The sequence below is a fragment of the Pseudomonas sp. P5_B3 genome, assembly GCF_056400405.1.
Map to the genome: position 1 here is coordinate 19,214 of NZ_JBFULI010000045.1, position 23,446 is coordinate 42,659.

Genomic DNA, 23,446 nt, shown 5'->3' on the forward strand with positions numbered 1-23,446 from the left:
TTGCTTCGGGCGGCGATCCGACGATGGTATTGATGTTGGATGGAATGGCCTCTTCGCGAGCAGGCTCGCTCCCACAGGGAAATTGCTATACATTTTTCGGCCGCCCATTGCATGGTGTAACCGTTTCATGTCTCTTGCGCTCGAACGTCTAGTCGCTGGCACGCCCATCCCTTTCGCCGGTAATCGTGTCACTGTCGTCAGCCCCGAACTGGCGCAACGCTTCCAGCCCGGTGACCACCTGCTGGTGGAGCAGGTCAGTGGCGAGTTGCTGCTGATCCCCGTGGCGGACCAGCAGGCGGCCAGCGTCGCGATCGAGCGCGCCGAAGCGGCGTTTACCGCGCTGTCGGCGGTGTCCGATCAAGCGATCAGCGCCTTCTTCGATCTGTTTGCCCAACGCCTGGAAACCCCGGAGTGCTGGGCCTTGATCGAGGCCGCCAACCTGGCCGACATCGAACGGGCCAAGGCGCGCGGTCGCTCGACCACCCGGTTGCTGGCCGATGAGCGCATGCGTCGCGACATGATCGCCGGCCTGCGCGCCTGGCGTGATGCAGCGGCCAGCCGTGGCAAGGTGATCAGTTGCGTCGAGCACGATGGCTGGAAAGTCGAGCAAGTGGTCTCGCCGCTGGGCATCGTCGCCTTTGTCTTCGAAGGCCGGCCGAATGTGTTTGCCGATGCGGCCGGTGTATTGCGCACCGGCAACACCGCCGTGCTGCGCATCGGCAGTGATGCGTTGGGCACGGCCCAGGCGATCGTCACCCACGCACTGAACCCTGCGCTGAGCGACGCCGGCTTGCCGGCCGGTGCGGTGTCGCTGGTGGAAAGTGTCAACCACGCCGCCGGTTGGGCGATGTTCGCTGACCGGCGCCTGTCATTGGCAGTGGCCCGTGGTTCGGGGCGCGCCGTCAGCCAGTTGGGCAGCATCGCACAGCAGGCCGGCACGGCGGTCAGCCTGCACGGCACCGGTGGTGCGTGGCTGATCGCCAACGCCGATGCCGACACCCCGCGTTTTGCCGCCGTGGTGCGCAACTCCCTGGACCGCAAGGTCTGCAACACCCTGAACGTCTGCCTGATTCACCGCGACCGTGCCGCTGAACTGGTGCCGCTGTTCCTCGACGCACTCAAGCAGGCCGGCACCGCACGCGGGCAGGGTTGCAAGCTGCACATCGTCGAAGGCAGCGAGTCGCACCTGCCGCAAGACTGGCTGGCTGCAACGGTCCAGGTGTACCGAGCCGAAGGCTATCAGACTGAGGCACAGGCCGAGCCGTTGCCGGAAGACCAATTGGGCCGTGAATGGGAGTGGGAAGAAACCCCGGAAGTCAGCCTGAAGATCGTCGACGACCTGGACGGTGCCATTGCCTTGTTCAATCGCTATAGCCCGCAATTCACGGTGTCCTTGATCAGTGAAAGTGCCGAGGCCCAGGAGCGTTTCTACAACGCGGTCAACGCGCCTTTTGTCGGCAATGGCATCACCCGTTGGGTCGACGGCCAGTACGCGCTGAACAAGCCGGAACTGGGGCTTTCGAACTGGGAGAGCGGGCGCCTGTTTGCGCGCAGTGCGATTCTCTCGGGTGATGGCGTGTTCACCATTCGCAGCCGCATGACCCAGGTCGATCTGGGCGTCAAACGCTGAGCTGACGGAACCAGTGACCGCTGCAAGGGCGGTCACTTTTTTGATCAAACAGCGGTTCTGATCACGCGGCTTTGATCGTCTTGGCCGATACGGCGCAAGTGCCCGGATGCTCGACCAGCGACACGAAGCTCCGGCTGCCGGCATCCAGTGCGTCGATCGAACCGGTCTCGATGTCGTACACCCAGCCATGCAGGTTCAACAGGCCCTTTTCCTGGGCCAGTCGCACACTCGGGTGTGTCTGGATGTTGGCCAGTTGGGCGATGACATTCTCCCGAACCATCGAACTGACCTTGGCCGCTTCATTGGCATGTGGCCGGCCTTCGTTGATCACTTTCGCCGACTCGGCGTGTTGCAGCCAGCCGCTGACGGCAGGCAGGTGATCCATGCATGTGCACTTGGCCACGGCCGTCATGGCGCCGCAGTCCGAATGGCCGCAGATCACGATGTCAGTCACGCCGAGCACAGCGACGGCGTATTCGACCGTGGCCGATACACCACCTGGATGCGGACTGTAGGACGGCACGATGTTGCCGGCGTTACGGATCACGAACAGTTCACCGGGTTCTTGTTGGGTCAGCAGTTCCGGCACGACACGGCTGTCGGAACAGCTGATGAACAGCGTGCCTGGATGTTGGGTGGTGGCCAGGTGTTTGAACAGGTCGGTGCGTTGCGCAAAGGCTTCTTTCTGAAACTTCAAAAAACCGTCGATGAGCGCTTTCATGATCGCTTCCTCAAGGATGAGCAGGGTTCGGCCCGCACGGGGCGTGCGGGCCGGTATCAACTTAGAAGGGACGCAGGGGCAGGAACTTGCCGTCGAGGGTGATGACGGCGCGGGAGCCGCCTTCCGGATCTTCGACTTTCTTCATGTCGAGCTTGAAATTGATCGCGCTGATGATGCCGTCGCCGAACTGCTCATGAACCAGGGCTTTGAGGGTGGTGCCGTAGATCTGGATCATTTCGTAGAAACGGTAGATGGTCGGGTCGGTTGGCACACCCGAGAGGCTGCCGCGCAGCGGGATGATCTGTAGCTGGGCCACGGCGTCGGCGTCCAGTTCGAGTTTGTCGCCGACCACTTTGGCAGCGCTTTCCGGCAGCGGGTGTTGCCCGAGCAGGGCTGCGGTGACGTAGGCCAGGCTCAAACCTGTGCCGTCGGCCAGATCCTGCCACGACAGGTTTTTGCGCGCCTTGGCATCAAGGACAGAAGTGGTCAGGGCCAGGCTTGGGTCGTTGTAGGCATGGGACTGTTGCATGGTGATTCTCCTATCGGAAGGGGTGCCGCTTGGGTGTGGGGCCATCTTCTGCCGATCAATCCATAGCGTCCAAGACCGATATACAATGCAAGCTATAAGCACTGCCTATAGATTGAGAATCCCATGTTGCTTCGACATTTACGTTATCTGTTGGCGGTGGCCGAACAGGGTGGTTTCACCCGCGCCGCCGAAATGCTGCACGTGTCCCAGCCGACCCTGTCGCAGCAGATCCGCCAACTGGAAGAATCCCTGGGCGTGAGTCTGTTCGACCGCACCTCGCGCACGGTCAAACCCACCGATGCCGGCGAGGCTTACATTGAATGCGCGCGGCGGGTACTGGTGGAGCTGGAGGCGGGCAAGCGTGCGTTGCACGACGTGAAGGATTTGTCCCGCGGGAACCTGCGCCTGGCCATGACACCGACCTTCATGGCCTATCTGGTAGGGCCGCTGGTGCGCGACTACATGGCGCGTTACCCGAACATCCATCTGGAGATTTTCGAGCTTTCGATGGACGAGATCGAGGCGGGGCTGGCGGATGATTCGCTGGATATCGCGATTGCGTTTGATCAGGTGAGAAGCACCGACATCGAATCGATTCCGGCCTTTACCGAAACCCTGGGGTTGATGGTTGGGCGCGATCATCCGCTGTACGAACATCAGGACGCGTTGTCCGCTGAAGAGGTGGCTCAGCTTGAGTTTGCCCTGCTGACCCCGGACTACATCACCCGCACCTGCATCGATGAGTATTTCGCTCAGGCGCACATCAGGCCGAAAGTGGTGATTGAAGTGAATTCGGTCAACACGCTGCTGGAAGTCATCCGCCAGTGCGCCATCGCCACCATCCTGCCGGAACCCATCGCTACTCAGGATCGGGCGTTGCGCAAATTGTCCATGCAGGGCGCAGCGCCAGAGCGTGGGGCCGCGTTGCTTCGGCGCAAGAACAACTATCACAGTGCGGCGGCGGTGGCGTTTGTGGAGTTGGTGTTGGGGATGAGTGTTTCCTGAACACTGCAAACCCTTGTAGGAGCGAGCCTGCTCGCGAAGGCGGTGTGTCAGATATAACCATGCTAATTGATACACCGCCTTCGCGAGCAGGCTCGCTCCTACAGTTGGTTTTTATTCAAGCATAAAAAAGGCCTGCTCCTAATTGGGAGCAGGCCTTGTTTTTAACCAGTCAGTAATGACTTGTTTAATTAGTAGAACCGGTCAATCACCCGAACTTCGTTCTGATTCTGCATCGAGGCCCAGGCCTGTTTCAGGGTTTGCAGAACATTACCGATGAAGTCCTTGTCGGCCGCGGCCTTCTTGCCGACATAGCCCTGGCCGCGACGGTACATCTTCAGTCGGGCGAGCAGGTTCTGGTTGTTCTGGTCGAACTCTGCTTCATGGGCGTGCGGCGACAGGCAGTCGATATGAACCTGGCCACACTTGCTGATCCAGAGAATATGGTTGTCGTGGCTGTCTTTCTTTGCAGCGAAGATACGAGCCAGTTCATCGATAGTTGGTTGATTGTTCAGATTCATCATAAAGCCCCTTGACCAATTGGTGATCTTTCAAAGTTGATTCGCTAATACAGGTAGCCCATCGGTTAGTTGATCCCTGGCACCGAAACCAGGACGTCAGCGTTCGACCGCCTTATCGGGCGGGGTCCTGCGTCTGTTGCATGTAGTCGTGTTGAATAACTGCTACGCAATCGCGTCACAACGAAGAGAAGCGGCGAAAACCTTAAGGCCACTGCCGACGTTTTCAGGGTCGGCCACAAGCTTCATGAGGATTGCTCGCCAAGACTTCTCGCCCTTGTACTGGACGTTCAGGCCAGGTCAGCTTCTTCAATCTGCCTTGTGGGCAGCGTGTATCCGGGAAAAACAGCTCGGCGGTCAGACGAGCTTGCTCAAACGTGTTGCCTGTACTCCCGATCGGGGAGACGTCTGCATCATGCAAGGGCAAATCGGAGGCGTCAACGGTTTTGTAGTGATTATTTTTGGTCACTACATATTGTCGGACAATGCTGTCAGGAATTAGCGGGGCAGTCGAGGGCGTGTCGGTCAGGACGACAAAGGCGGACACTCAAAGCGGTAAAAAGTACAGGGATGGCGGTCAACCACCTGCTGATGCAAGGTGAATCCGCCAATGTCGAGCCCCGGCATCACGGCGGCCCAGAACAGGCGTGCCGGCTGGTTCGCCTCGATGTGGAAAATCTGCCATTGACCGGGGAATCGGCTCAAGAGGGTGGAAACGACAAATCGCGCGACACCCCGGCCACGGAAGCGTCGGCTGACAAACAGATAGCCGATGTTGTAGTCGGCACCGGGTAGATGGACCTGGTTATCCACGGACACGAAGCCGGCCAGTTCACCGTCGACCTTGATCAGGAAGGGCCGGGTGGCCGGGTTTCGCCAGTAGTCGGGCATGGGCAGGATGTTGAACAAACCGTATTCGCCCAGTTTCAGCGGCAGCCATTCGCTGAAGTCGTAGGTGTAGAACTGCATCAGGTTCTCGATGGTTTCCAGTTCATCGCGTTGGGCGGCGTGCAGTTCTATCGAGGACATGTGGGTTGGCTCCTGTCTCGGTCAGACAAGGATAGATCGTGCGATGAGTATCCTGTGGCGAGGGTTAAGTCTTGCTTGCCGGCTTTGCCCTGCGCTTGGTGCCGCTTGCTGGTTTGCGCGGGGCGCCTTTGCGTTTTTTCTTCCATGGGGCTGCGGCGGAACCGGTGGGCGGCGGGCCGCTGATGGTCATGCTCAGCCCGGCGCAGCGACTGACCTGCTTGCTCATCCACGCCGCCTGTTTGGTGACGAACTCTTCCAGGCTCATTTCCCCGCTTTGCACCATGTCCAGGGCCTGTTCCCAGATCGCCGTGGTGCCCGGATCGGCGATGGCCCGTGGCACGGCATCGATCAGGCTGAACGCGGCTGGCGTCGCGGCCAGGGCCTTGCCGTTCTTGACCAGGTAGCCACGGTCGAGCAGGCCCTGGATGATCGACGCGCGAGTCGCTTCGGTGCCGATGCCGGTGGTGTCCTTGAGCTTTTGCTTGAGCAGCGGGTCCTCCACCAGTTTGGCGACATTCTTCATCGCCTTGATCAGATCGCCTTCAGTGAACGGCTTCGGCGGCTGGGTCCAGAGGTCCTTGAGTTGCACGCCGGCCACTGCGCAATCGATGCCTTCGGCCAGGTTGGGCAGGGTCTGCGGCGCCGGGGCTTCGCGCCCCTTGGCCGGAGCCAGTGCTTCGGGCAGGGCGCGTTTCCAGCCTGGCTCGATGATCTGCTTGCCGACAGCGCGCAGAGCCTCGCCGGCGCAGTCGAAGTCGGCCTGGGTGCGGTCGTATTCGTGGTTGGGCAGGAATTGCGCCAGATACCGGGCGCGGATCAGCGTGTAGACCGCACGCTGTTTGCCCGCCAGCTTGTCGAGGTTCTTTGCCGCAGCGGTGGGGATGATGCCGTGGTGAGCGCTGACCTTGGCATCGTTCCAGGCCCGTGAGCGCCGTTGCGGATCAAGGTGATCGTGCAAGGCGTTCAACGCCGGATCCGCCTGGCGCAACGCCGCCAGAATGGCCGGTGCTTCGCTGTGCTGGCTGAGGGGCAAGTAGCCGCAATCACTGCGCGGATAGGTGATGACCTTGTGGGTTTCGTACAGCGCCTGGGCGATGTCGAGGGTTTCCTGGGCGCCGAGGCCGAGCTTCTTTGAACAGACCTCCTGCAGGGTGCCCAGGTCGAACGGCAGCGGGGCCACTTCGCGCATCCGTTCGGTGCGCAGCTTGATCACCCGCGCACTGGCCGCACCGCTCATGGCGGCCGCCGCCTGTTGTGCCAGCGCCTGATTCAGGCAGCGGTCCTGATCGTCGCAAAGGTCGGATGCCGCGCGCCATTGCGCGGTGAATGAGGTGCCGTTGTGCAGCAGTTGCACATCGATGGCCCAATAGGGGACGGGCACAAAGTCGGCGATGCTGCGATCGCGATCCACCACCAGGCGCAACGTCGGCGTTTGCACCCGGCCGACCGGCAACACGCCTTGGTAACCGGATTGGCGCCCCAGCAGGGTGAACAGTCGGCTCATGTTCATGCCGATCAGCCAGTCGGCCCGGGAACGCCCCAGGGCCGAGTGATAGAGGCTGAAGGTTTCGTTCCCCGGTTTGAGGGCCGCGAGGGCCTTGCGGATGGACGCATCGTCCAGCGCCGACAACCAGAGGCGGCGGATCGGCCCGCGATAGCGGCAATGCTCCACCAGTTCCCGGGCGATCATCTCGCCCTCGCGGTCGGCGTCCGTGGCAATGATCAGTTCGGACGCTTCGCCGAGCAGGCGCTTGACCGCCTTGTACTGGCTGGCGGTGCGCGGCTTGACGGTCATTTTCCATTTTTCGGGAATGATCGGCAGGTCGGCCAGCACCCAGCGCTTGTAGCGGGCGTCGTAGGCATCCGGCGGTGCGGTTTCCAGCAGGTGGCCAATGCACCAGGTCACCGTGACGTCCGTTCCCAGCCAGCAGCCATCGCCCCGGCGCCGGGCGCCGAGGACTGCCGCGATGTCTTTGGCCTGGGAAGGTTTTTCACAGAGGTACAGCCGCATAACCACCATCGTCGATCTATGTGTCAGAAGTGCACAGAATGGCGCCTGATGGGCGATGGAGCAATCTTTATCTGTATGGATGTACAGCCTGGTGTGTCGCTCCCGTTCGGCTGCGAAGCAGTCGCGAGGGTAAAACTTGGGTTATACCTGATAAACCGTGGTCTCAGGTTTTGGGGCTGCTGCGCAACCCATCGCGGGCAAGCCACGCTCCCACAATCGATTTGCAGGTCCATCACCGTCATGAGGAACGTTTTCCATGAAAAGCTCCGGTCCTAGTCCTGTCATCACCATCGCCGAGCAGCCCGGCTGTCTGCTGGTGAGATTTCACGGTATTCAGGTGGCCGCCTCGGCGCGGGCCCTGGTGTTGCTGGAGGCCAACTATCCGCCGGTGTACTACGTGCCGCGAGAGGACATCGACGAGAAGTATTTCGCCCGCACCGACCACACCAGCTATTGCCCGTACAAGGGCGATGCCAGCTATTTCAGCCTGCAGGTGCCGGGGCATGAAGGCGCCAACGCGGTGTGGAGTTACGAGGATCCCAAGGTGTCGGTGGAGCAAATCCGCGGATACCTGGCGTTCTACCCGGATCAAGTGAAGTTCGAGTTGCTGGATGCCGAGGTCTGATCGGGGCTGATCGCCGCGACGAGGGAGCCAGCTCCCTCGTCGACATGCATAACCTCAGTTCTTGTCGAGATCGACGTTGCGTGTCTCACGCAGGCAAATCATCCCCACCACCAGGCTCACCCCGGTGATCACCACCGGGTACCACAGCCCGTAGAAGATGTCCCCGGTGTACACCACCAGCGCAAACGACACCGTCGGCAGGAAACCGCCGAACCAGCCGTTGCCGATGTGGTAGGGCAGGGACATCGAGGTGTAGCGGATGCGGGTCGGGAACAGTTCGACCATCAACGCCGCCAGCGGGCCGTAGCACATCGCGGAGATGATGATCAGCGCGACGATCAGCGCCACGATCATCGGTTTGTTGATCTGCTGCATGTCCGCCTGTTGCGGATAACCGGCGAGGGTCACGGCACCGCGCAGGGCGGCTTCGTCGAAACCGTCGATCTTCACGTCACCGATGCTGACCTGTACGCCGCTACCGGCCGGGGCCGCTGCGCTCTGGTACGGCAGGCCCTGCTTGATCAGGAAGGTCTTGACCTTGTCGCACGGGCTATCGAATTTCGCCTTGCCCACCGGGTCGAACTGGAAGGTGCAGGTGGCCGGGTCGGCCATCACGGTGATCGGTGCCTGGCGGCTGGCCTGGTCGATGGCCGGGTTGGCGTAGTGGGCCAGGGTCTTGAAGATCGGGAAGTACAGCGCGGTGGCCAGCAGCAGGCCGATCATCAGCACCGGTTTACGCCCGACCTTGTCCGACAGCCAGCCAAAGAAAATGAAGAAGGGGGCGCCAATGATCACGCTGACAATCAGTAAACCATTGGCCACGGCCGGGTCCATTTTCAGGAACTGGGTGAGGAAGAACAGCACATAGAATTGCGCGGCGTAGAAGGTCACCGCTTGCCCGGCATTGATGCTGAACAGCGCGATCAACACCACTTTGAGGTTTTCCCATTTACCGAAGGAGTCGCGAATCGGCTGTTTGCACAGCTTGCCTTCCTCTTTCATTTTCACGAAGGCCGGCGATTCGTGCAGGCTCAGGCGAATCCAGGTCGAGATGCCCAGCAGCACGATGGAAAACAGGAACGGAATGCGCCAGCCCCAGACTTCGAACTGGTCACCGGTGAAGTAGCGGCAGCCCAGCACCACCAGTAGCGAGAGCAGCAGGCCCAGGGTCGCGGTGGATTGAATCCAGCTGGTGTGGAAGCCACGCTTGCCGATGGGCGCGTGCTCGGCGACGTAGGTCGCGGCGCCGCCGTATTCACCCCCCAGGGCCAGGCCCTGGAGCATGCGCAACACCACCAGGATGATCGGTGCAGCGATGCCGATACTGGCGTAGGTCGGCAGCAATCCGACGCAGAACGTTGCCAGGCCCATGAGAATGATGGTGGCGAGGAAGGTGTACTTGCGCCCGATCATGTCCCCCAACCGACCGAATACCAGCGCACCGAACGGCCGGACGATGAAGCCGGCGGCGAAGGCCATCAGCGCGAAGATGAATGCCGTGGTGTCGTTGACCCCGGCGAAAAACTGCTTGCTGATCACCGCCGCGAGGGCGCCATAGAGGAAAAAGTCGTACCACTCGAAGACCGTCCCGAGGGACGAGGCGAAGATGACTTTCTGGGTTTCCTGGCTGGTGCCCGCGCTGCGCACGGCTTCCAGGGTTTGAACGTTCTCTGACATACCGGTATCCCTCACAGTGATTGTTTTTGTTGTTCCACTGGTGTTGCGTGTTCCTTTTAGGGGTGATGCTTGATGTCCGTGAATCAAGAGCTGTCCTTGTGGGAGCGRGCTTGCYCGCGATGACGGTGGGTCAATCAACAATGATGTTGAATGTCACACCGTCATCGCGGGCAAGCCCGCTCCCACAGGTGATGTGTTTACTGATGGATTGAGGATCATCTGCGCAGCCTTCTCGGCAATCATCAGCGTCGGCGAGCAGGTGTTGCCCGAGGTGATGCGCGGCATGATCGAGGCATCGGCAATGCGCAGGCCGGGGATGCCGTGGACCTTGAGTTGCGCATCGACCACGGCGTCGGCGTCGTTGCCCATGCGGCAGGTACCCACCGGATGGAAGATCGTGGTGCCGATCCGCGCGGCGGCTTCGTGCAGTTGTTCTTCGCTTTGCAGGCTGTCGCCGGGCAGGTATTCCACTGGATTGAAGGCGCGCAGGGCCGGGGCGGCGACGATACGGCGGGTCAGGCGAATGGCGTCGGCGGCGACCCGCAGGTCTTCCGGATGGCTCAGGTAATTGGGTTGGATCAGCGGGGCTTCTTGCGGATCGGCGGAGCGGATTTCCACCCGGCCACGGCTTTGCGGACGCAAATCGCAGACCGATGCGGTGAACGCCGGGAACGCGTGCAACGGTTCGCCAAAGCGCTCCAGCGACAGTGGTTGCACATGGTATTCGAGGTTGGCTGAAGTCTGCTCCGGTCCCGAGCGGGCAAAGGCGCCCAACTGGCTCGGCGCCATGGACAGCGGGCCGCTGCGGTCGTACAGGTAGCGCAGGCCCATGCCCAGCTTGCCCCACAGGCTGCCGGCAATCTGGTTCAGGGTGCGGGCATTTTCCAGCTTGTAGATCAGCCGCAGTTGCAGGTGATCCTGCAGGTTGCCACCGACGCCGGGTAGCTCATGGGCGACGCCTATGCCCAGCCGCTCCAGCAGTGGACGCGGGCCGATGCCGGAGCGTTGCAGGATGCTGGGCGAACCGACCGAGCCGGCACAGAGGACGATTTCCTTGCATGCCTTGAAGGTTTTCGCCTGGCCTTGCCAGCGGGCGCTGACCGCCGAGGCGCGGCCATTGTCCAGCCGCACGCGGTCGACTTCGACACCGGTCAGTACGGTGAGATTGGGACGCTGGCGCACCGGTTTGAGAAAGGCCTTGGACGCGTTCCAGCGGATGCCGGCCTTCTGATTGACCTGGAAGTAACCGCAACCTTCGTTGTCGCCCTGGTTGAAGTCATCGATGCTGGCGATGCCGCTTTGTTCGGCGGCGCTGCGGAACGCATCGAGAATCGGCCAGGACAGGCGCTGGCGTTCGACTCGCCATTCGCCCGCGGCGCCGTGAAATTCGGCGGCGCCGGCAAAGTGGTTTTCACTCTGTTTGAACAGCGGCAACACGTCTTGCCAGCTCCAGCCGGGGTTGCCGTCGGCGGCCCAGCGGTCGTAGTCAGCAGCCTGGCCGCGCATGTAGATCATGCCGTTGATCGATGAGCAGCCACCCAGCACCTTGCCGCGCGGGTAGCTCAGGGCGCGCCCTTGCAGGCCCGGTTGCGCTTCGGTCTTGAAGCACCAGTCGGTGCGCGGGTTGCCGATGCAGAACAGGTAACCCACGGGGATGTGAATCCACGCATAGTTGTCGCGGCCACCGGCTTCGAGCAGCAACACACGATGTTGCGGGTTGGCCGACAGTCGATTGGCCAGCAGACACCCGGCCGGCCCGGCCCCGACCACGATGTAATCGTATTCATCCAGAGAAGTCTGCATCCCTGATCTCGTTTTGTTGTTCTTGTTGTCTGTCATCCTAGTTGTTAGCTTTCGTCAAAAGAATGTTAGTTTTTGCGCAGCCGCTGTGCGTTTTTAAACAGCTTCCCGAACGGCAAAGAACAAGGACGATTCATGTTCGACTGGAATGACCTGCGGTTTTTTCTCGAATTGCAGCGCAGCGGGCGTTTGCTCACTGCCGCCCGCCGCCTGAACACCACCCATGCCACCGTGGCGCGGCACATCGAGGCCATCGAAAAGAGCCTCGGCACGGCGTTGTTCGTTCAACATGCCCAGGGATACGAGATGACCCCGGCGGGCGAGGCATTGCTTAAACACGCCGAGGCGATGGAAAACGTGGCGTTGCTGGCCCAGGAGGAAATCACCCAATCCAGCGCGCCGCTGGGCAAGATCCGCGTCGGGGTGACCGAAGGGCTGGGCATCATGTTCCTCGCCAGCCGCATGAACGGCTTGTTCGAACGCTATCCGGGGCTGGAAGTGGAGCTGGTGGCGGTGCCACGTTTTGTCAGCATCCTCAACCGCGAGGCGGAAATCAGCATCCACCTCGAGCGCCCGTCCGCCGACATGCTGGTCACCCGCAAGCTCACCGACTATCGCCTGGCGTTGTATGCCAGCCAGGACTACCTCGACCGCTCGCCACTGTTGCGCAGTCGTGAGGACCTGGGGCGCCATGCGTGGATCGGTTACGTCGATGATTTGCTGTTCAGCCAGGAACTGATGTTCCTCAACAGCTTCTGCCGCAATCCGCAGGTGGTGTTTCACAGCACCAGCGTGATCGCCCAGCAACAGGCGGCCCGCTCAGGCCTGGGGATTGCCGTGCTGCCGTGCTACATGGCCAGTGCCGACCCGGACCTGGTGCCGCTGCTGCCGGACGAAAGCATCCAGCGCAGCTATTGGATCAGTACCCGCCGGGAGTTGCACAAATCGGTGCGGTTGCGGGTGTTGTGGGATTATGTGGTGGAGTTGTGTGAGCGGGAGCAGGGGTTGTTGTTGGGTGGTGCCTGAACTGGCGCCATCGCGAGCARGCTCGCTCCTACAGGGGGGCGTATTCCAATGTGGGAGCGAGCYTGCTCGCGATGGCGGCGGCACATCCAATATCCATCCCGAGGTTCAAGCAACAATCTCGAATGTGGTACTGGCCAGCCTTTCACCATTGACCATGATATGCACCGCGTGGCGCCCCGCATAATGCCGGCGGGTGGTGAGTTCCTTGATCTGCTGACCACGGCTGACGGCTTCGACGGCATTGCCCGGCAGCGTCAGCGCCTTGAGTTTGAATACCTTCGCCGAGGTGCTGCCGTTGGCCTTGACGTAATCGATGGCGTAGTCGATCACCAGGCGTTGGCTGCTTTGAACGGTGGATTTGACGGCAAACGACAGGGTGATCTTTTCTCCCAGACCAATCACCGGCGGTTCGACTTTTACATCAACGATCTCGACCTCAGGCTTGCCGCCCGCGCCGATGATCGCCAGTGCCCGCCGGTTGCCCTGTTTGATCAGGCTACGCAGGGCGTGTCTGGCGATCCATGCGGTGTGCCTGTTGTCCAGCGACCAGCCTTCGATCAGGTCCAGCACCCAGTCGGGGTGATCCTTGGTGATGTCGTTGAGGTGGTTGGCGACGGACTTGCGCACGTACAGGCTGTTGTCGGCCTTGAGGTTGTCGAGGATGTTCGCGGCCAGTGTCGGATCGGTCTGGATGGGCTCCAGCCGGAATGACCAGGGCAGGCGTGGCCGACAGCCTTCGCTGGCCAGGCGCCGCACATGCTCGTTGTCGTCCAGTGACCAGTCGTGCATCAACTTGAGTGAGCGTTCGAGGTCGCTGCGCAGAAAGTGACGGATTGCGAATTCCGAGGAGCCGAAGGCGGTGAAGTACTTCAGTGCGTCCATCGACTGATCGAACGCATGGACGCCGTAGCTGGCGACATAGTGCGGCAGGCACATGCTGACGAAGCCGCTGTTGAGGCGCGGGGCGAGGGCGCGCAGCACCCCCAGCGACGCTTCATAGTCCAGCGGCAACACCGCGTGCAGGCATTCGCTGACCCGGGCCATGCGCTGCATGACGCTGAGGTCAGCCAGGCCGGATTGGGCCAGCTTCAGGAAACGCCTGGCCTCGAAGGGCGGATAGACCGCGGTCATTTCGCTCGCGATGTGCTGGAGGCGCTCGGTGTTGAAGATTTCCTTGAGGGCCGGAGAGGGTTTGTCAGCCATGGTGGCTCCTTGGCGATTGTTGTTGATCCATCACACCGCGTCATCGTTCATCGCGAGCAGGCTCGCTCCTACAGAAGAGCGTATAAGCGACAAAGATCCAGTGTAGGAGCGAGCCTGCTCGCGATGAGGCCCTCAAATTCACCTCATTTTGTGCCCGCTTGCTCTTGCAGTTGATCCGACTCGAATAACCTGGCCAGTTCCGCCCGCGCTTCCTGCGCCGTCTGCAGCACTTTCACCGCGTCGTCATACACCGCATGCTGGGCTTCAAGCACCTCTTCGTCGTGCTGCTTGAAGCGTTTGATCCGCGCATCCGCCTGGGCCTGGGTCAATCCCAGGCCGATCAGGGTTTGCCGGCTCATTTCCAGGCTCGAATAATAGGTTTCGCGCACGGCGTGAGCGCCGACGTCCATTAGCCGGTGCACATGCTGGCGGTTACGGGCACGGGCGATGATTTTCATGTGCGGGTAGAGCTTGCGCACCAGTTCGGCGGTCTTGATATTGGTGTCCGGGTCGTCGGTGGCGATCACGAAATACTCGGCTTCCCCGACCTTGGCCGCGTTGAGGATTTCCGGGCGCATCGGGTCGCCGTAGAAGACCGGCACGCCACCGAAGCTGCGAGACAGTTCGATGGTTTCCACCGAGGTGTCGAGGGCCACGAACTTGATGTTCTGCGCACGCAGAATCCGCGCAATGATCTGGCCCATGCGACCCATACCGGCGATCACCACCCGTGGCGCGTCGGCGTCGATTTCGCGGAACTTCTCCGGTACTTCCACCGGTTGCACTTTCGGGCTGACCAAGCGCGCGCACACCAGCAGCAACAGCGGCGTCACGGCCATGGACAGGGTGATGGTCAACACCAGCAAGTCATACAGTTCTGCGGCGAACAGCCCATGATCGCGACCGATCTTGAACACCACAAAGGCAAATTCACCACCGGCCGCAAGCACGATACCCAGGCGGATCGCACTGACCTTCTTCAAGCCACCGGCCAGGCGACCGACAATAAACAGCAGCGGCAGTTTGATCGCGATCAGCATCAGGGTCAGGCCCAGCACCGAGATCGGCATGCTCAGCAACAGGCTCAGGTTCGCACCCATGCCGACGCTGATGAAAAACAGCCCCAGCAACAGGCCTTTGAAAGGCTCGATCTGGGCTTCCAGTTCATGGCGATACTCGGAATCCGCCAGCAGCAGGCCGGCGAGGAATGCGCCCAGGGCCATGGAAATTCCAGCCAGTTCCATCAGCCATGCCGTGCCGATCACCACCAGCAACGCCGTGGCGGTGGAAACCTCTGGCAGCGCGGTTTTGGCCACCACACGAAACACCGGCCGCAGCAGATAACGCCCGCCGATCACCACCACCGCGATGCTGAACAGCACTTGCAGGCCGTGGTTCAGGTCTTCGCTGGCGGTGGTGCGGTGATCGCCGCCGGCCAGCAATGGCACCATGGCGATCAACGGAATCGCGGCGATGTCCTGAAACAACAGGATCGCGAACGCCAGCCGCCCGTGGGGGCTGGTCAGTTCCTTGCGTTCAGCCAGGCTTTGCAGGCCGAATGCCGTGGATGACAGCGCCAGCCCGAGGCCGAGGACGATCGCGGTGTTCAATGGCTGGCCAAACAGCCACAGCGCCACCACGCCAATCACCGTGCCGGTCAACAACACTTGCGCCAAACCTACGCCAAACACTGATTTGCGCATCACCCACAGGCGTCGCGGCGACAGCTCCAGGCCGATGATGAACAACAGCAACACCACGCCGAGTTCGGAAATGTTCGCGACGCTTTGCGGGTTGTCGATCAGGCCCAGCACCGACGGGCCGATGATCACCCCGGCAAACAGATAACCCAGAACCGCCCCCAGTTGCAGGCGCTTGGCCAATGGAACGATGAGCACGGCCGCCATCAGAAATACGACAGCGGCTTGTAGCAGGTTGCCTTCATGGGGCATGGGCGAAACTCCAGAACTCGACACAACGGGGGCGCCAAGGATAAAGGCTGGGCTCTGTGAAGATCTACCGTGGGCTTTCAGTTACATCCATGCAGTTGTGCCGCCGCCTTCGCGAGCAGGCTCGCTCCCACAATGTTTTTTGGTCGTACGCAAATACTGTGTACAGCACAAATCACTGTGGGAGCGAGCTTGCTCGCGATGGGCACCCGCCGCCGAAGCGTTATTCGCTATGTGCCCACACCACGCTCTCGGTGCCCAGCCGATACTGATTGTTCCCGCTGCGCTTGGCCTCATACATCGCCAGGTCGGCAATGTGCAGCAGGCGGTCGATGCTCGGTGCGTGATCGGGAAACACCGCGACGCCAAGGCTGGTGCCGATGTGGCACTGGTGCGCGCCAGCTCCAGCGCTTCGGACAGGCGCTCTTCGAGCACCAGGCGATTGGGCAGGCCGGTCAACGGGTCGTAATGGGCCAGGTACTTGAGGTAGTTGGCCGAGGCCTTTTCTTCGGTGATGTCGCGCACCACGCCCATCATCTTGATCGTTTCGTCGCGGTCGTTCTTGACCACGTTGCCGGTTTCCCGCAGCCAGCGGATGGTGCCGTCGGACCAGACCACGCGGTATTCCTCGTCGTGGTTTTCAGCGCGAGGATCAGGATGAGCGTCGTTGAACCAAGGATGACGCTGGTCCATAGCAGGATCATTCGGGGATGGCCATCAGGGCGGTGAACCGTACGGGTAATTGTTGATTATTTTAGTTCAGCAAACAGCTTTAAACGTCGCGCGGGAGGTGGCAATGGTTGCCAATCGAGGGCAAATCTGGGAAAACGGCGCCCGTCAGGCCCTTGAGGGCGAGTGAGCATACGAGTGAATTCAATGAATGACGAGCTTCAGGTAATCGATCTGCAAGTAGGTGACGGAAAAGCCGCCATCAAAGGCGCACTGATCACCACCCAGTACCGTGGCTGGCTGGAGGACGGGACCGAATTCGATTCTTCCTATAGCCGTGGTAAACCCTTCCAGTGCGTGATTGGCACCGGGCGGGTCATCAAGGGCTGGGACTTGGGTATCCTGGGCATGCAGGTCGGCGGCAAGCGCAAGTTGCTGGTGCCGGCGCATCTGGCCTATGGCGAACGCACCATGGGCAAGATCACGCCGAATTCGAACCTGATCTTCGAAATTGAATTGCTGGAAGTGCTGACGCGGGATGACTGACCGCGATTGCCTGGGAGGCCCATGCCGCTAATCAACGAATACGCTACAGCCATCGAACTGCTGGACCAGTCTTATCGGCACTGGACCGGTAAACACCTGCCAGCTCCGGAATCGCTGACCGGGCTGGAACGCCTGCACTGGCTGCACACCCACGCGCCCTACAGTTTGCTGGCCCATGGCGCTGAAGACGACCCTCTTTTTTTCTACGCCAACGAACAGGCGCTGGCCTGCTTCAAGTACCCGCGCCCGGAATTTCTGGGCATGCCGTCACGCTTCAGCGCCTCGCCACTGGACCGCGCGGTGCGTCAGACCCTGCTGGAGCAGGTCACCGCCAATGGCATTGCTCACGGTTACAGTGGCTATCGGGTGGATCGGCAAGGTAATGCCTTCATGATTCATGAAGGCAAGGTGTGGACGCTCATCGATCAACACGGTGCGCGGGTGGGGCAGGCGGCGTTGTTCTGGCCGGATGCAGGACGGATCGGGCAGTTGGGAGTTGAACCCAGGCCTTTAACGGCCAACTAGCTGGGAAAGTCGCTGACCCGCCAGGCCTGCCTGTCATCGGATTGTGCCTTGCCAGGCTCCGCTCTATCGACGACCATACACGCCATATAGAGGTAGGGGGTATAGGTATGTCGCACATTCACGAACACAAAGATGACTTGATCAAGCGGGTAAGACGGATTGCCGGACAGGTGGAAGCCGTGGAGCGAGCGCTCGAGTCCGATGCCGATTGCGCCAAGACCCTGCATCTGGTTGCTGCGATCCGGGGCGCGGTCAATGGTCTGCTGGAGCAGTTCATCGACGCCCACGCCCGCGAGCACGTGGCCCATCCGGGCCTGAGCGATGAAGAACGCGCCCAGGGCGTGGAAGACTTGTTGCTGGCCATCCGTCGTTATGCCAAATAGAGGCCCGAACCCCATGACACTGGCACCACAGGCTTCGCGTTTTTCCCACGACCATGTATTTCTCGGCGCTTCCCATGATGAAAACGCCCGTCGCACCTTATGGGTGGTGGCGCTGACGTTTGTGATGATGATTGGCGAAATTGCTGCCGGTTACATCACCGGTTCCATGGCGCTGCTGGCCGATGGTTTTCACATGGCCACCCATGCCGGGGCCTTGGGCATCGCGGCGGCGGCCTATGGATTCGCACGGCGCAATGCCAACAACGCGCGCTACAGCTTCGGCACCGGCAAGGTCGGAGACCTGGCCGGTTTTGCCTCGGCGATGGTGCTGGGGCTGGTGGCGATCGGCATTGCCGGTGAGTCCGTTTTTCGCCTGTTTCAGCCAACCACCGTGGCATTCACCGAAGCGACCGTGATTGCGGTGGTGGGGTTGGCGGTAAACATCGTCAGTGCCTTTTTGCTCGCGGGCGACCACGGTCATCATGGTCACGATCACGGGCATAGCCATGACCACGGCCATCATCACCATCACGACAACAATCTGCGCTCGGCCTATGTCCATGTGTTGGCCGACGCTTTGACGTCGGTGCTGGCGATTGCCGCATTGCTGGCCGGGCGGTATCTGGGGTGGGTGTGGCTGGACCCGGTGATGGGCATCGTGGGCGCCATCGTGATCGCGAAATGGGCCATTGGATTGATGCGTGACAGCGCTGCGGTGTTGCTCGATGTCACAGATGAGCACGTTGCCGATGAAATTCGTGAACTGCTGGAGTCATCGGACGATGTGCGTATCAGCGATCTGCATGTCTGGCAGGTCGGTCCCCAGGCGCGGGCCGCGATTGTCAGCGTTGTTGTCGCGGCCAATGTCAGTGCCGACACCATTCGCGAACGCCTGGCGCCGGTCCATGAACTGTCTCACCTGACCGTCGAATACCGCACTGTTTGAGCGGTTTGCGGTCAGTCACGGAACAGCGCAATCCGTCCATTCACGGACGGGCGGTAATGCCAGGTCAGGCGATCCAGTGCCGGCTTCATCGCAAGAATTTGCCGGACGGTAGCGCCAGCAATGCATAACGCCAGGCGTTGCCCCGGACATTGATGGCGCCCCGCACCAAAGGTGAAGCTGCGCCGGTTCGGGCGGTCGAGCAGGAATGCATCGGGGTTGTCGTTGAGCTGCGGGTCGCGATTGGCCGAGGCCAGCAGCACCAGGATCACGTCTCCGGTATTCAGCCTCACCCCGTCAATCTCGCAGGGGGCGGCGACGAAGCGACGGGTGTTCTGTACCGGCGGGTCGAAGCGCTGCACTTCGGCCAGCAGGTCTTCGACAGGGGTTGATTCGCTGCACAACGACGGGTGTTGAATCAATGCCAGCACGGCGTTACCGATCAACCCGGCAGTGGCTTCGAAGGTCTGGGAGAACAGGCCGATCAGGTTGGCGATCAGTGTTTGCGGTGTGCCTGACGCGAAGCGCTGGCGGATACCGCCAAGCAGAGGGCTATGGTTGTCCGGGTCGGCCAAAAGCTCGACACAGTAGCCGCTCAACTGTTCAGCGGCGGCATGAGCCGCAGCCAGTTGCACCGGACGACTCAGGGGCGACAGGCAGGCGACGAAATCCGCCGTCAGTTCGCTGATGACACGGCCCTGAGCCGGGGTGAATCCCAACAACGCCGCCACCACGCACACCGGCCCACGGAACATGGCGTTGTACAGGCCGGCGGCATCCGCGGTCATCAATCGGGCGCTGACCAGGGCCTCGACTTCCCGCGTATCGATCAACTCCAGCCCCGGCTCAATCGCCGACCGTGGGCAACGCTGGCGTTCGCCCTCATTCATGCGCATCAATTGGCCGAACACCTGGCCGGCCATGCCGTCGGCGATCGCCTTGGGGATTGGCTCCTGCTCGGGGCGAACGTGGCAATCGGGATGCGCCAGCACGGCGGCCACCGCTTGGGCGCTGCTGGCCACCCACATGTTCAGCCCCGGATGAAAAACCAGCCCGCCTTCGCCACGCAGTTGTGCGTAGTAGGGATAAGGATCGGTATGGGTCGCAGCGATGATCGGGTCCATGGGTCACAGCCTTTTGTTGTCGGAAAGTGTTGCTACTATCTCCAGTCCGAAAGGGCATTGATTCGTCCGGGAGCGAAATATGAGCGCAGAACGACACGACATTGGCGTCTCGCAGGTGGCGGCAGCCATCGCCGAGCCGGCGCGGACGAAAATCCTCTGTTCGCTGATGGACGGCCACGCCCGCACCAGCACCGAACTGGCGGCGGTGGCCGAAGTCAGCGCGTCGACCGCCAGTGCCCACCTGGCCAAACTCAAGGAGCTGGCGCTGGTGCGGCTGCACGTTCAGGGACGTCACCGCTATTACAGCCTGGCGGACAAACGCGTGGCCCAGGCCCTGGAGGCGCTGATGGTCATCGGTCAGAACGCGGCACCGACTTTTCAGTCACGCACTCCTGACCGCCTGCAATTTGCCCGCACCTGCTACGACCACATGGCGGGCACCCTGGCCGTGCTGATGCATGACCGGATGCTCGAAGCGGGCTGGCTTGAGGAAACCGACGAACAGGCCTATCGCTTGAGTGGCAGTGGTACGGCAATGTTTCAAGGGCTCGGGATCGAGGTGCAGGACTTGAGCACCTTGCGCCGCCGTTTTGCCTGCCCGTGCCTGGACTGGAGCATGCGCCGGCCGCATCTGGGCGGGTCGCTGGGGGCGGCGTTGCTGCAAACGGCGCTCAAGCGCAAGTGGGTGACCCAGGATCTGGACAGTCGGGCGTTGGCGTTGACGGCGTTGGGGCGCAAGGAAGTAGCGGGGCGGTTTGGGGTTGAGTTGCCGTTGGATATTGAGGAAAAGAGCAAAAGATCGCAGCCTGCGATCTTTTTACGCCCATGAAAAAGCCCCCCATCGGTCACCCGATGGAGGGCTTTTGTGCGTCTGGCGTCAGGTCAAACCTTGACGATCCAGCCCGCTGGCGCTTCGATGTCGCCGGTTTGCACGCCGGTCAGCTCTTTGTAGAGCTTCTGGGTGATCGGGCCGACTTCGGTTTCGCTGTGGAACACGTGCAGGTGGTCGTTGTAGTTGATGCCGCCAATCGGCGTGATCACCGCAGCGGTACCGCAAGCACCGGCTTCCTTGAAGTCGGAGAGCTTGTCGATGAACACGTCGCCTTCGACCACATCCAGACCCAGGCGGGACCTGGCCAGTTCGATCAGCGACAGACGGGTGATGCCCGGCAGTACCGATGGCGAGTTCGGGGTCACGAACTTGTTGTCGTGGGTGATCCCGAAGAAGTTGGCCGAACCGACTTCCTCGATCTTGGTATGGGTCAGCGGGTCAAGGTAGATGCAGTCGGCGAAATGCGCCTTCTTGGCCTGGGAGCCCGGCATCAGGCTGGCGGCGTAGTTGCCACCGACCTTGGCGGCACCGGTGCCTTGTGGCGCGGCGCGGTCGTAGCTGGAGATCAGGAAGTTGTGCGGGGTCAGGCCGCCCTTGAAGTAGGCGCCGACCGGGATGCAGAAGATCGAGAAGATGAACTCCGGCGCGGTACGCACGCCGATGTTGTCACCCACGCCGATCACGAACGGACGCAGGTACAGCGCGCCGCCGGTGCCGTACGGCGGAATGAAACGCTCGTTGGCGCGGACCACTGCTTTACAGGCTTCGATGAATTGCTCGGTGTCCACCTGCGGCATCAGCAGGCGGGCGCAGCTGCGCTGCATGCGCAGGGCGTTCTGGTCCGGGCGGAACAGGTTGATCGAGCCGTCCTTGCAACGGTAGGCCTTCATGCCTTCGAAGCATTGCTGGCCATAGTGAAGGGCAGTGGAGCCTTCGCTGATGTGCAGCACGTTATCTTCGGTCAGGGTGCCTTTGTCCCACTCACCATTGCGAAAGTACGACAGATAGCGCTTGTCGGTCTTGATGTAGTCAAAACCCAGCTTGTCCCAATTAATGCTTTCGTTACCCATGACACCCTCTATCACTTAACAACCGCCGAAACGGTTCAAGGCTTCTGACGTTTTTTGGATGGGGACAACAATACTTCATTCTTGGGCTAAATCGCAGCCCAGACTATCGGCTGATCGGCAGAAATTGCGTCGCTCTTGAGAAATCGCGAGCAAGCTCGCTCCCACATTGAATCTGTGGCGTTCACAAACCCTGTGGGAGCGAGCTTGCTCGCGATGGGGCCATCACAGACCCCATCAATCCCTCAAAATCACAGATGCAACGCATGCCCCAACGCCCGCAACGCCGCTTCCTGCACCGCCTCACCCAGCGTCGGGTGCGCATGGATGGTGCCGCCGATGTCTTCCAGCCGCGCGCCCATCTCCAGACTTTGCGCAAATGCCGTGGACAATTCGGACACACCGACGCCGACTGCCTGCCAGCCGACAATCACATGATTGTCGCGACGGGCGACCACCCGCACGAAGCCGCTTTTCGATTCCAGTGTCATGGCCCGGCCATTGGCGGCGAACGGGAAGCTGGAAACGATGCAGTCCAGGCCTGCGGCCTTGGCCTCGTCCGGGGTCTTGCCGACCACCACCAGTTCCGGGTCGGTGAAGCACACGGCGGCGATGGCGGTGGGGTTGAACTCGCGAGACTTACCGCTGATCAGTTCGGCGACCATCTCGCCCTGGGCCATGGCCCGGTGCGCGAGCATCGGTTCGCCGCTCAGGTCGCCGATGGCGTAGACGTTGCGCATGCTGGTCTGGCAGCGGTTGTCGATCTTGATCGACGAACCGTTCATGTCCAGGTTCAGCGCTTCGAGATTCCAGCCCTGGGTGTTCGGCTTGCGACCGACGGCCACCAGCACCTGATCGGTTTCCAGGTTCAGGGTTTCGCCGTCCGGTTCCAGTACCTGCAAGGTATTGTTAGAAGAATCAAAGCCTTGCACGCTGTGTTTCAAGTAAAGCTTCACACCGAGTTTTTTCAGTTCGTCGTGTACGGGCTGGGTCAGTTCGGCGTCGTAGGCCGGCAGGATGCGCTCCTGCGCTTCCACCACGCTGACTTCGGCGCCGAGCTTGCGATAGGCAATGCCCAGCTCCAGACCGATGTAACCGCCGCCAACCACGATCAAACGCTTGGGCACGGATGTCGGCGCCAGGGCTTCGGTGGACGAGATGATCGGCCCGCCAATCGGCAGCATCGGCAGGTTTACGCTTTTCGAACCGGTGGCCAGCACCAGGTGTTCGCACTGGATGCGGGTGTCGCCGACGTCCACGGTTTTACCGTCAACCACTTTGGCCCAGCCTTGAACGACCTGGACCTTGTGCTTTTTCAGCAGCGCCGCGACGCCGGTGGTCAGGCGATCGACGATGCCATCCTTCCACTCGACGCTCTTGTTGATGTCCAGAGTTGGCGCCGAAACGCTGATGCCCAGGGCCGAATGCTGGCTGTGGTGTTGCGTTTGATGGAACTGCTCGGCGACGTGAATCAGTGCCTTGGACGGAATGCAGCCGATGTTMAGGCAAGTGCCGCCCAGGGATTGGCCTTCCACCAGGATGGTCGGGATGCCCAGCTGGCCGGCACGGATCGCGGTCACATAACCGCCGGGGCCGCCGCCGATGATCAGCAGCGTGGTGTTCAAAGTCTGCATTCG

At 61.2% G+C, this 23,446-nt stretch carries 21 protein-coding genes and 1 pseudogene; 9 read left to right on the plus strand and 13 right to left on the minus strand.

Annotated features, from left to right (window positions below):
* Positions 1 to 127 precede the first annotated feature (127 nt).
* Positions 128 to 1,630 carry an aldehyde dehydrogenase family protein gene (locus AC1DRN_RS22685; RefSeq protein WP_223463761.1) on the plus strand — a complete coding sequence of 501 codons (1,503 nt, stop codon included), beginning with the start codon at positions 128 to 130 and terminating at the stop codon, positions 1,628 to 1,630.
* A 61-nt stretch (positions 1,631 to 1,691) separates the two neighbouring features.
* Here the strand turns inward: AC1DRN_RS22685 and AC1DRN_RS22690 are convergent, their stop codons facing one another.
* Positions 1,692 to 2,351 (minus strand): carbonic anhydrase, encoded by a 660-nt coding sequence (locus AC1DRN_RS22690; RefSeq protein WP_223463760.1) that lies wholly within the window; start codon positions 2,349 to 2,351, stop codon positions 1,692 to 1,694.
* A 61-nt stretch (positions 2,352 to 2,412) separates the two neighbouring features.
* The gene (gene cynS, locus AC1DRN_RS22695) at positions 2,413 to 2,880 is read right to left on the minus strand and encodes a cyanase (RefSeq protein WP_223463759.1); all 468 of its coding nucleotides are present in this window, start codon (positions 2,878 to 2,880) and stop codon (positions 2,413 to 2,415) included.
* Between the two features lie 123 nt (positions 2,881 to 3,003).
* On the opposite strand from cynS, the gene cynR reads away from it, so the two are divergent.
* Complete coding sequence (cynR, locus tag AC1DRN_RS22700) at positions 3,004 to 3,885, plus strand: transcriptional regulator CynR (protein ID WP_223463758.1); 882 nt, start codon at positions 3,004 to 3,006, stop codon at positions 3,883 to 3,885.
* Positions 3,886 to 4,073: 188 nt separating this feature from the next.
* Here the strand turns inward: cynR and AC1DRN_RS22705 are convergent, their stop codons facing one another.
* The 3 genes from AC1DRN_RS22705 to AC1DRN_RS22715 form a co-directional block, all read right to left on the minus strand.
* The gene (locus tag AC1DRN_RS22705; RefSeq protein WP_032829393.1) at positions 4,074 to 4,403 is read right to left on the minus strand and encodes a hypothetical protein; all 330 of its coding nucleotides are present in this window, start codon (positions 4,401 to 4,403) and stop codon (positions 4,074 to 4,076) included.
* A 522-nt stretch (positions 4,404 to 4,925) separates the two neighbouring features.
* Entirely contained in the window at positions 4,926 to 5,429 is a 504-nt protein-coding gene (locus AC1DRN_RS22710) for a GNAT family N-acetyltransferase (RefSeq protein ID WP_223463757.1), read from the minus strand.
* A gap of 64 nt (positions 5,430 to 5,493) precedes the next feature.
* Positions 5,494 to 7,440, minus strand: a complete 1,947-nt coding sequence (locus AC1DRN_RS22715) for a DNA topoisomerase III (protein WP_263289960.1) — start codon at positions 7,438 to 7,440, stop codon at positions 5,494 to 5,496.
* A gap of 256 nt (positions 7,441 to 7,696) precedes the next feature.
* On the opposite strand from AC1DRN_RS22715, the gene AC1DRN_RS22720 reads away from it, so the two are divergent.
* Positions 7,697 to 8,065 carry a DUF427 domain-containing protein gene (locus tag AC1DRN_RS22720; protein ID WP_223463755.1) on the plus strand — a complete coding sequence of 123 codons (369 nt, stop codon included), beginning with the start codon at positions 7,697 to 7,699 and terminating at the stop codon, positions 8,063 to 8,065.
* Between the two features lie 54 nt (positions 8,066 to 8,119).
* On the opposite strand, the gene AC1DRN_RS22725 is transcribed toward AC1DRN_RS22720, so the two are convergent.
* Both AC1DRN_RS22725 and AC1DRN_RS22730 read right to left on the minus strand, forming a co-directional pair.
* The gene (locus tag AC1DRN_RS22725) at positions 8,120 to 9,742 is read right to left on the minus strand and encodes an MFS transporter (protein WP_223463754.1); all 1,623 of its coding nucleotides are present in this window, start codon (positions 9,740 to 9,742) and stop codon (positions 8,120 to 8,122) included.
* A 153-nt stretch (positions 9,743 to 9,895) separates the two neighbouring features.
* On the minus strand, positions 9,896 to 11,545 hold the full coding sequence (locus AC1DRN_RS22730; protein WP_223463753.1) for a GMC family oxidoreductase: 1,650 nt from the start codon (positions 11,543 to 11,545) through the stop codon (positions 9,896 to 9,898).
* 132 nt (positions 11,546 to 11,677) lie between these two features.
* Between AC1DRN_RS22730 and AC1DRN_RS22735 the strand changes: the two genes are divergently transcribed.
* Positions 11,678 to 12,568 (plus strand): LysR family transcriptional regulator, encoded by an 891-nt coding sequence (locus AC1DRN_RS22735; RefSeq protein ID WP_223463752.1) that lies wholly within the window; start codon positions 11,678 to 11,680, stop codon positions 12,566 to 12,568.
* Between the two features lie 105 nt (positions 12,569 to 12,673).
* On the opposite strand, the gene AC1DRN_RS22740 is transcribed toward AC1DRN_RS22735, so the two are convergent.
* From AC1DRN_RS22740 to AC1DRN_RS22750, 3 genes and pseudogenes are all read right to left on the minus strand, one after another.
* Complete coding sequence (locus AC1DRN_RS22740; protein ID WP_223463751.1) at positions 12,674 to 13,771, minus strand: DNA alkylation repair protein; 1,098 nt, start codon at positions 13,769 to 13,771, stop codon at positions 12,674 to 12,676.
* 143 nt (positions 13,772 to 13,914) lie between these two features.
* Positions 13,915 to 15,723 carry a monovalent cation:proton antiporter-2 (CPA2) family protein gene (locus tag AC1DRN_RS22745; RefSeq protein WP_223461969.1) on the minus strand — a complete coding sequence of 603 codons (1,809 nt, stop codon included), beginning with the start codon at positions 15,721 to 15,723 and terminating at the stop codon, positions 13,915 to 13,917.
* A 220-nt stretch (positions 15,724 to 15,943) separates the two neighbouring features.
* Positions 15,944 to 16,380, minus strand: a pseudogene (locus AC1DRN_RS22750) (diguanylate cyclase domain-containing protein); the annotation flags it as partial.
* 216 nt (positions 16,381 to 16,596) lie between these two features.
* Here AC1DRN_RS22750 and AC1DRN_RS22755 point away from each other — a divergent pair.
* The 4 genes from AC1DRN_RS22755 to dmeF all read left to right on the plus strand — a co-directional run bounded on the left by AC1DRN_RS22755 (position 16,597) and on the right by dmeF (position 18,789).
* Positions 16,597 to 16,935: an FKBP-type peptidyl-prolyl cis-trans isomerase gene (locus AC1DRN_RS22755; protein ID WP_223461967.1), complete on the plus strand. Its 339-nt coding sequence runs from the start codon at positions 16,597 to 16,599 to the stop codon at positions 16,933 to 16,935.
* Positions 16,936 to 16,956: 21 nt separating this feature from the next.
* Positions 16,957 to 17,460 (plus strand): MEKHLA domain-containing protein, encoded by a 504-nt coding sequence (locus AC1DRN_RS22760; RefSeq protein WP_223461965.1) that lies wholly within the window; start codon positions 16,957 to 16,959, stop codon positions 17,458 to 17,460.
* A 107-nt stretch (positions 17,461 to 17,567) separates the two neighbouring features.
* Positions 17,568 to 17,843: a metal/formaldehyde-sensitive transcriptional repressor gene (locus AC1DRN_RS22765; RefSeq protein ID WP_108215964.1), complete on the plus strand. Its 276-nt coding sequence runs from the start codon at positions 17,568 to 17,570 to the stop codon at positions 17,841 to 17,843.
* Between the two features lie 13 nt (positions 17,844 to 17,856).
* Complete coding sequence (dmeF, locus tag AC1DRN_RS22770) at positions 17,857 to 18,789, plus strand: CDF family Co(II)/Ni(II) efflux transporter DmeF (RefSeq protein WP_223461963.1); 933 nt, start codon at positions 17,857 to 17,859, stop codon at positions 18,787 to 18,789.
* Positions 18,790 to 18,800: 11 nt separating this feature from the next.
* On the opposite strand, the gene AC1DRN_RS22775 is transcribed toward dmeF, so the two are convergent.
* Positions 18,801 to 19,910 (minus strand): cytochrome P450, encoded by a 1,110-nt coding sequence (locus tag AC1DRN_RS22775; RefSeq protein WP_223461961.1) that lies wholly within the window; start codon positions 19,908 to 19,910, stop codon positions 18,801 to 18,803.
* A 79-nt stretch (positions 19,911 to 19,989) separates the two neighbouring features.
* Here AC1DRN_RS22775 and AC1DRN_RS22780 point away from each other — a divergent pair, with 79 nt between their 5' ends.
* Complete coding sequence (locus tag AC1DRN_RS22780) at positions 19,990 to 20,739, plus strand: ArsR/SmtB family transcription factor (protein ID WP_223461958.1); 750 nt, start codon at positions 19,990 to 19,992, stop codon at positions 20,737 to 20,739.
* Positions 20,740 to 20,792: 53 nt separating this feature from the next.
* Here the strand turns inward: AC1DRN_RS22780 and AC1DRN_RS22785 are convergent, their stop codons facing one another.
* Together AC1DRN_RS22785 and lpdA are read right to left on the minus strand one after the other, a co-directional pair.
* Positions 20,793 to 21,812: a branched-chain amino acid aminotransferase gene (locus AC1DRN_RS22785; protein WP_223455986.1), complete on the minus strand. Its 1,020-nt coding sequence runs from the start codon at positions 21,810 to 21,812 to the stop codon at positions 20,793 to 20,795.
* 248 nt (positions 21,813 to 22,060) lie between these two features.
* Positions 22,061 to 23,443, minus strand: a complete 1,383-nt coding sequence (gene lpdA, locus AC1DRN_RS22790) for a dihydrolipoyl dehydrogenase (protein WP_223461956.1) — start codon at positions 23,441 to 23,443, stop codon at positions 22,061 to 22,063.
* Between the last annotated feature and the right edge of the window lie 3 nt (positions 23,444 to 23,446).

Bases quoted from the DNA above. Each gene is read 5' to 3' on its own strand.
- AC1DRN_RS22685 (WP_223463761.1), top strand. From the start codon at position 128: ATGTCTCTTGCGCTCGAACGTCTAGTCGCTGGCACGCCCATCCCTTTC.
- AC1DRN_RS22690 (WP_223463760.1), bottom strand. From the start codon at position 2,351: ATGAAAGCGCTCATCGACGGTTTTTTGAAGTTTCAGAAAGAAGCCTTT.
- cynS (WP_223463759.1), bottom strand. From the start codon at position 2,880: ATGCAACAGTCCCATGCCTACAACGACCCAAGCCTGGCCCTGACCACT.
- cynR (WP_223463758.1), top strand. From the start codon at position 3,004: ATGTTGCTTCGACATTTACGTTATCTGTTGGCGGTGGCCGAACAGGGT.
- AC1DRN_RS22705 (WP_032829393.1), bottom strand. From the start codon at position 4,403: ATGAATCTGAACAATCAACCAACTATCGATGAACTGGCTCGTATCTTC.
- AC1DRN_RS22710 (WP_223463757.1), bottom strand. From the start codon at position 5,429: ATGTCCTCGATAGAACTGCACGCCGCCCAACGCGATGAACTGGAAACC.
- AC1DRN_RS22715 (WP_263289960.1), bottom strand. From the start codon at position 7,440: ATGCGGCTGTACCTCTGTGAAAAACCTTCCCAGGCCAAAGACATCGCG.
- AC1DRN_RS22720 (WP_223463755.1), top strand. From the start codon at position 7,697: ATGAAAAGCTCCGGTCCTAGTCCTGTCATCACCATCGCCGAGCAGCCC.
- AC1DRN_RS22725 (WP_223463754.1), bottom strand. From the start codon at position 9,742: ATGTCAGAGAACGTTCAAACCCTGGAAGCCGTGCGCAGCGCGGGCACC.
- AC1DRN_RS22730 (WP_223463753.1), bottom strand. From the start codon at position 11,545: ATGCAGACTTCTCTGGATGAATACGATTACATCGTGGTCGGGGCCGGG.
- AC1DRN_RS22735 (WP_223463752.1), top strand. From the start codon at position 11,678: ATGTTCGACTGGAATGACCTGCGGTTTTTTCTCGAATTGCAGCGCAGC.
- AC1DRN_RS22740 (WP_223463751.1), bottom strand. From the start codon at position 13,771: ATGGCTGACAAACCCTCTCCGGCCCTCAAGGAAATCTTCAACACCGAG.
- AC1DRN_RS22745 (WP_223461969.1), bottom strand. From the start codon at position 15,723: ATGCCCCATGAAGGCAACCTGCTACAAGCCGCTGTCGTATTTCTGATG.
- AC1DRN_RS22755 (WP_223461967.1), top strand. From the start codon at position 16,597: ATGAATGACGAGCTTCAGGTAATCGATCTGCAAGTAGGTGACGGAAAA.
- AC1DRN_RS22760 (WP_223461965.1), top strand. From the start codon at position 16,957: ATGCCGCTAATCAACGAATACGCTACAGCCATCGAACTGCTGGACCAG.
- AC1DRN_RS22765 (WP_108215964.1), top strand. From the start codon at position 17,568: ATGTCGCACATTCACGAACACAAAGATGACTTGATCAAGCGGGTAAGA.
- dmeF (WP_223461963.1), top strand. From the start codon at position 17,857: ATGACACTGGCACCACAGGCTTCGCGTTTTTCCCACGACCATGTATTT.
- AC1DRN_RS22775 (WP_223461961.1), bottom strand. From the start codon at position 19,910: ATGGACCCGATCATCGCTGCGACCCATACCGATCCTTATCCCTACTAC.
- AC1DRN_RS22780 (WP_223461958.1), top strand. From the start codon at position 19,990: ATGAGCGCAGAACGACACGACATTGGCGTCTCGCAGGTGGCGGCAGCC.
- AC1DRN_RS22785 (WP_223455986.1), bottom strand. From the start codon at position 21,812: ATGGGTAACGAAAGCATTAATTGGGACAAGCTGGGTTTTGACTACATC.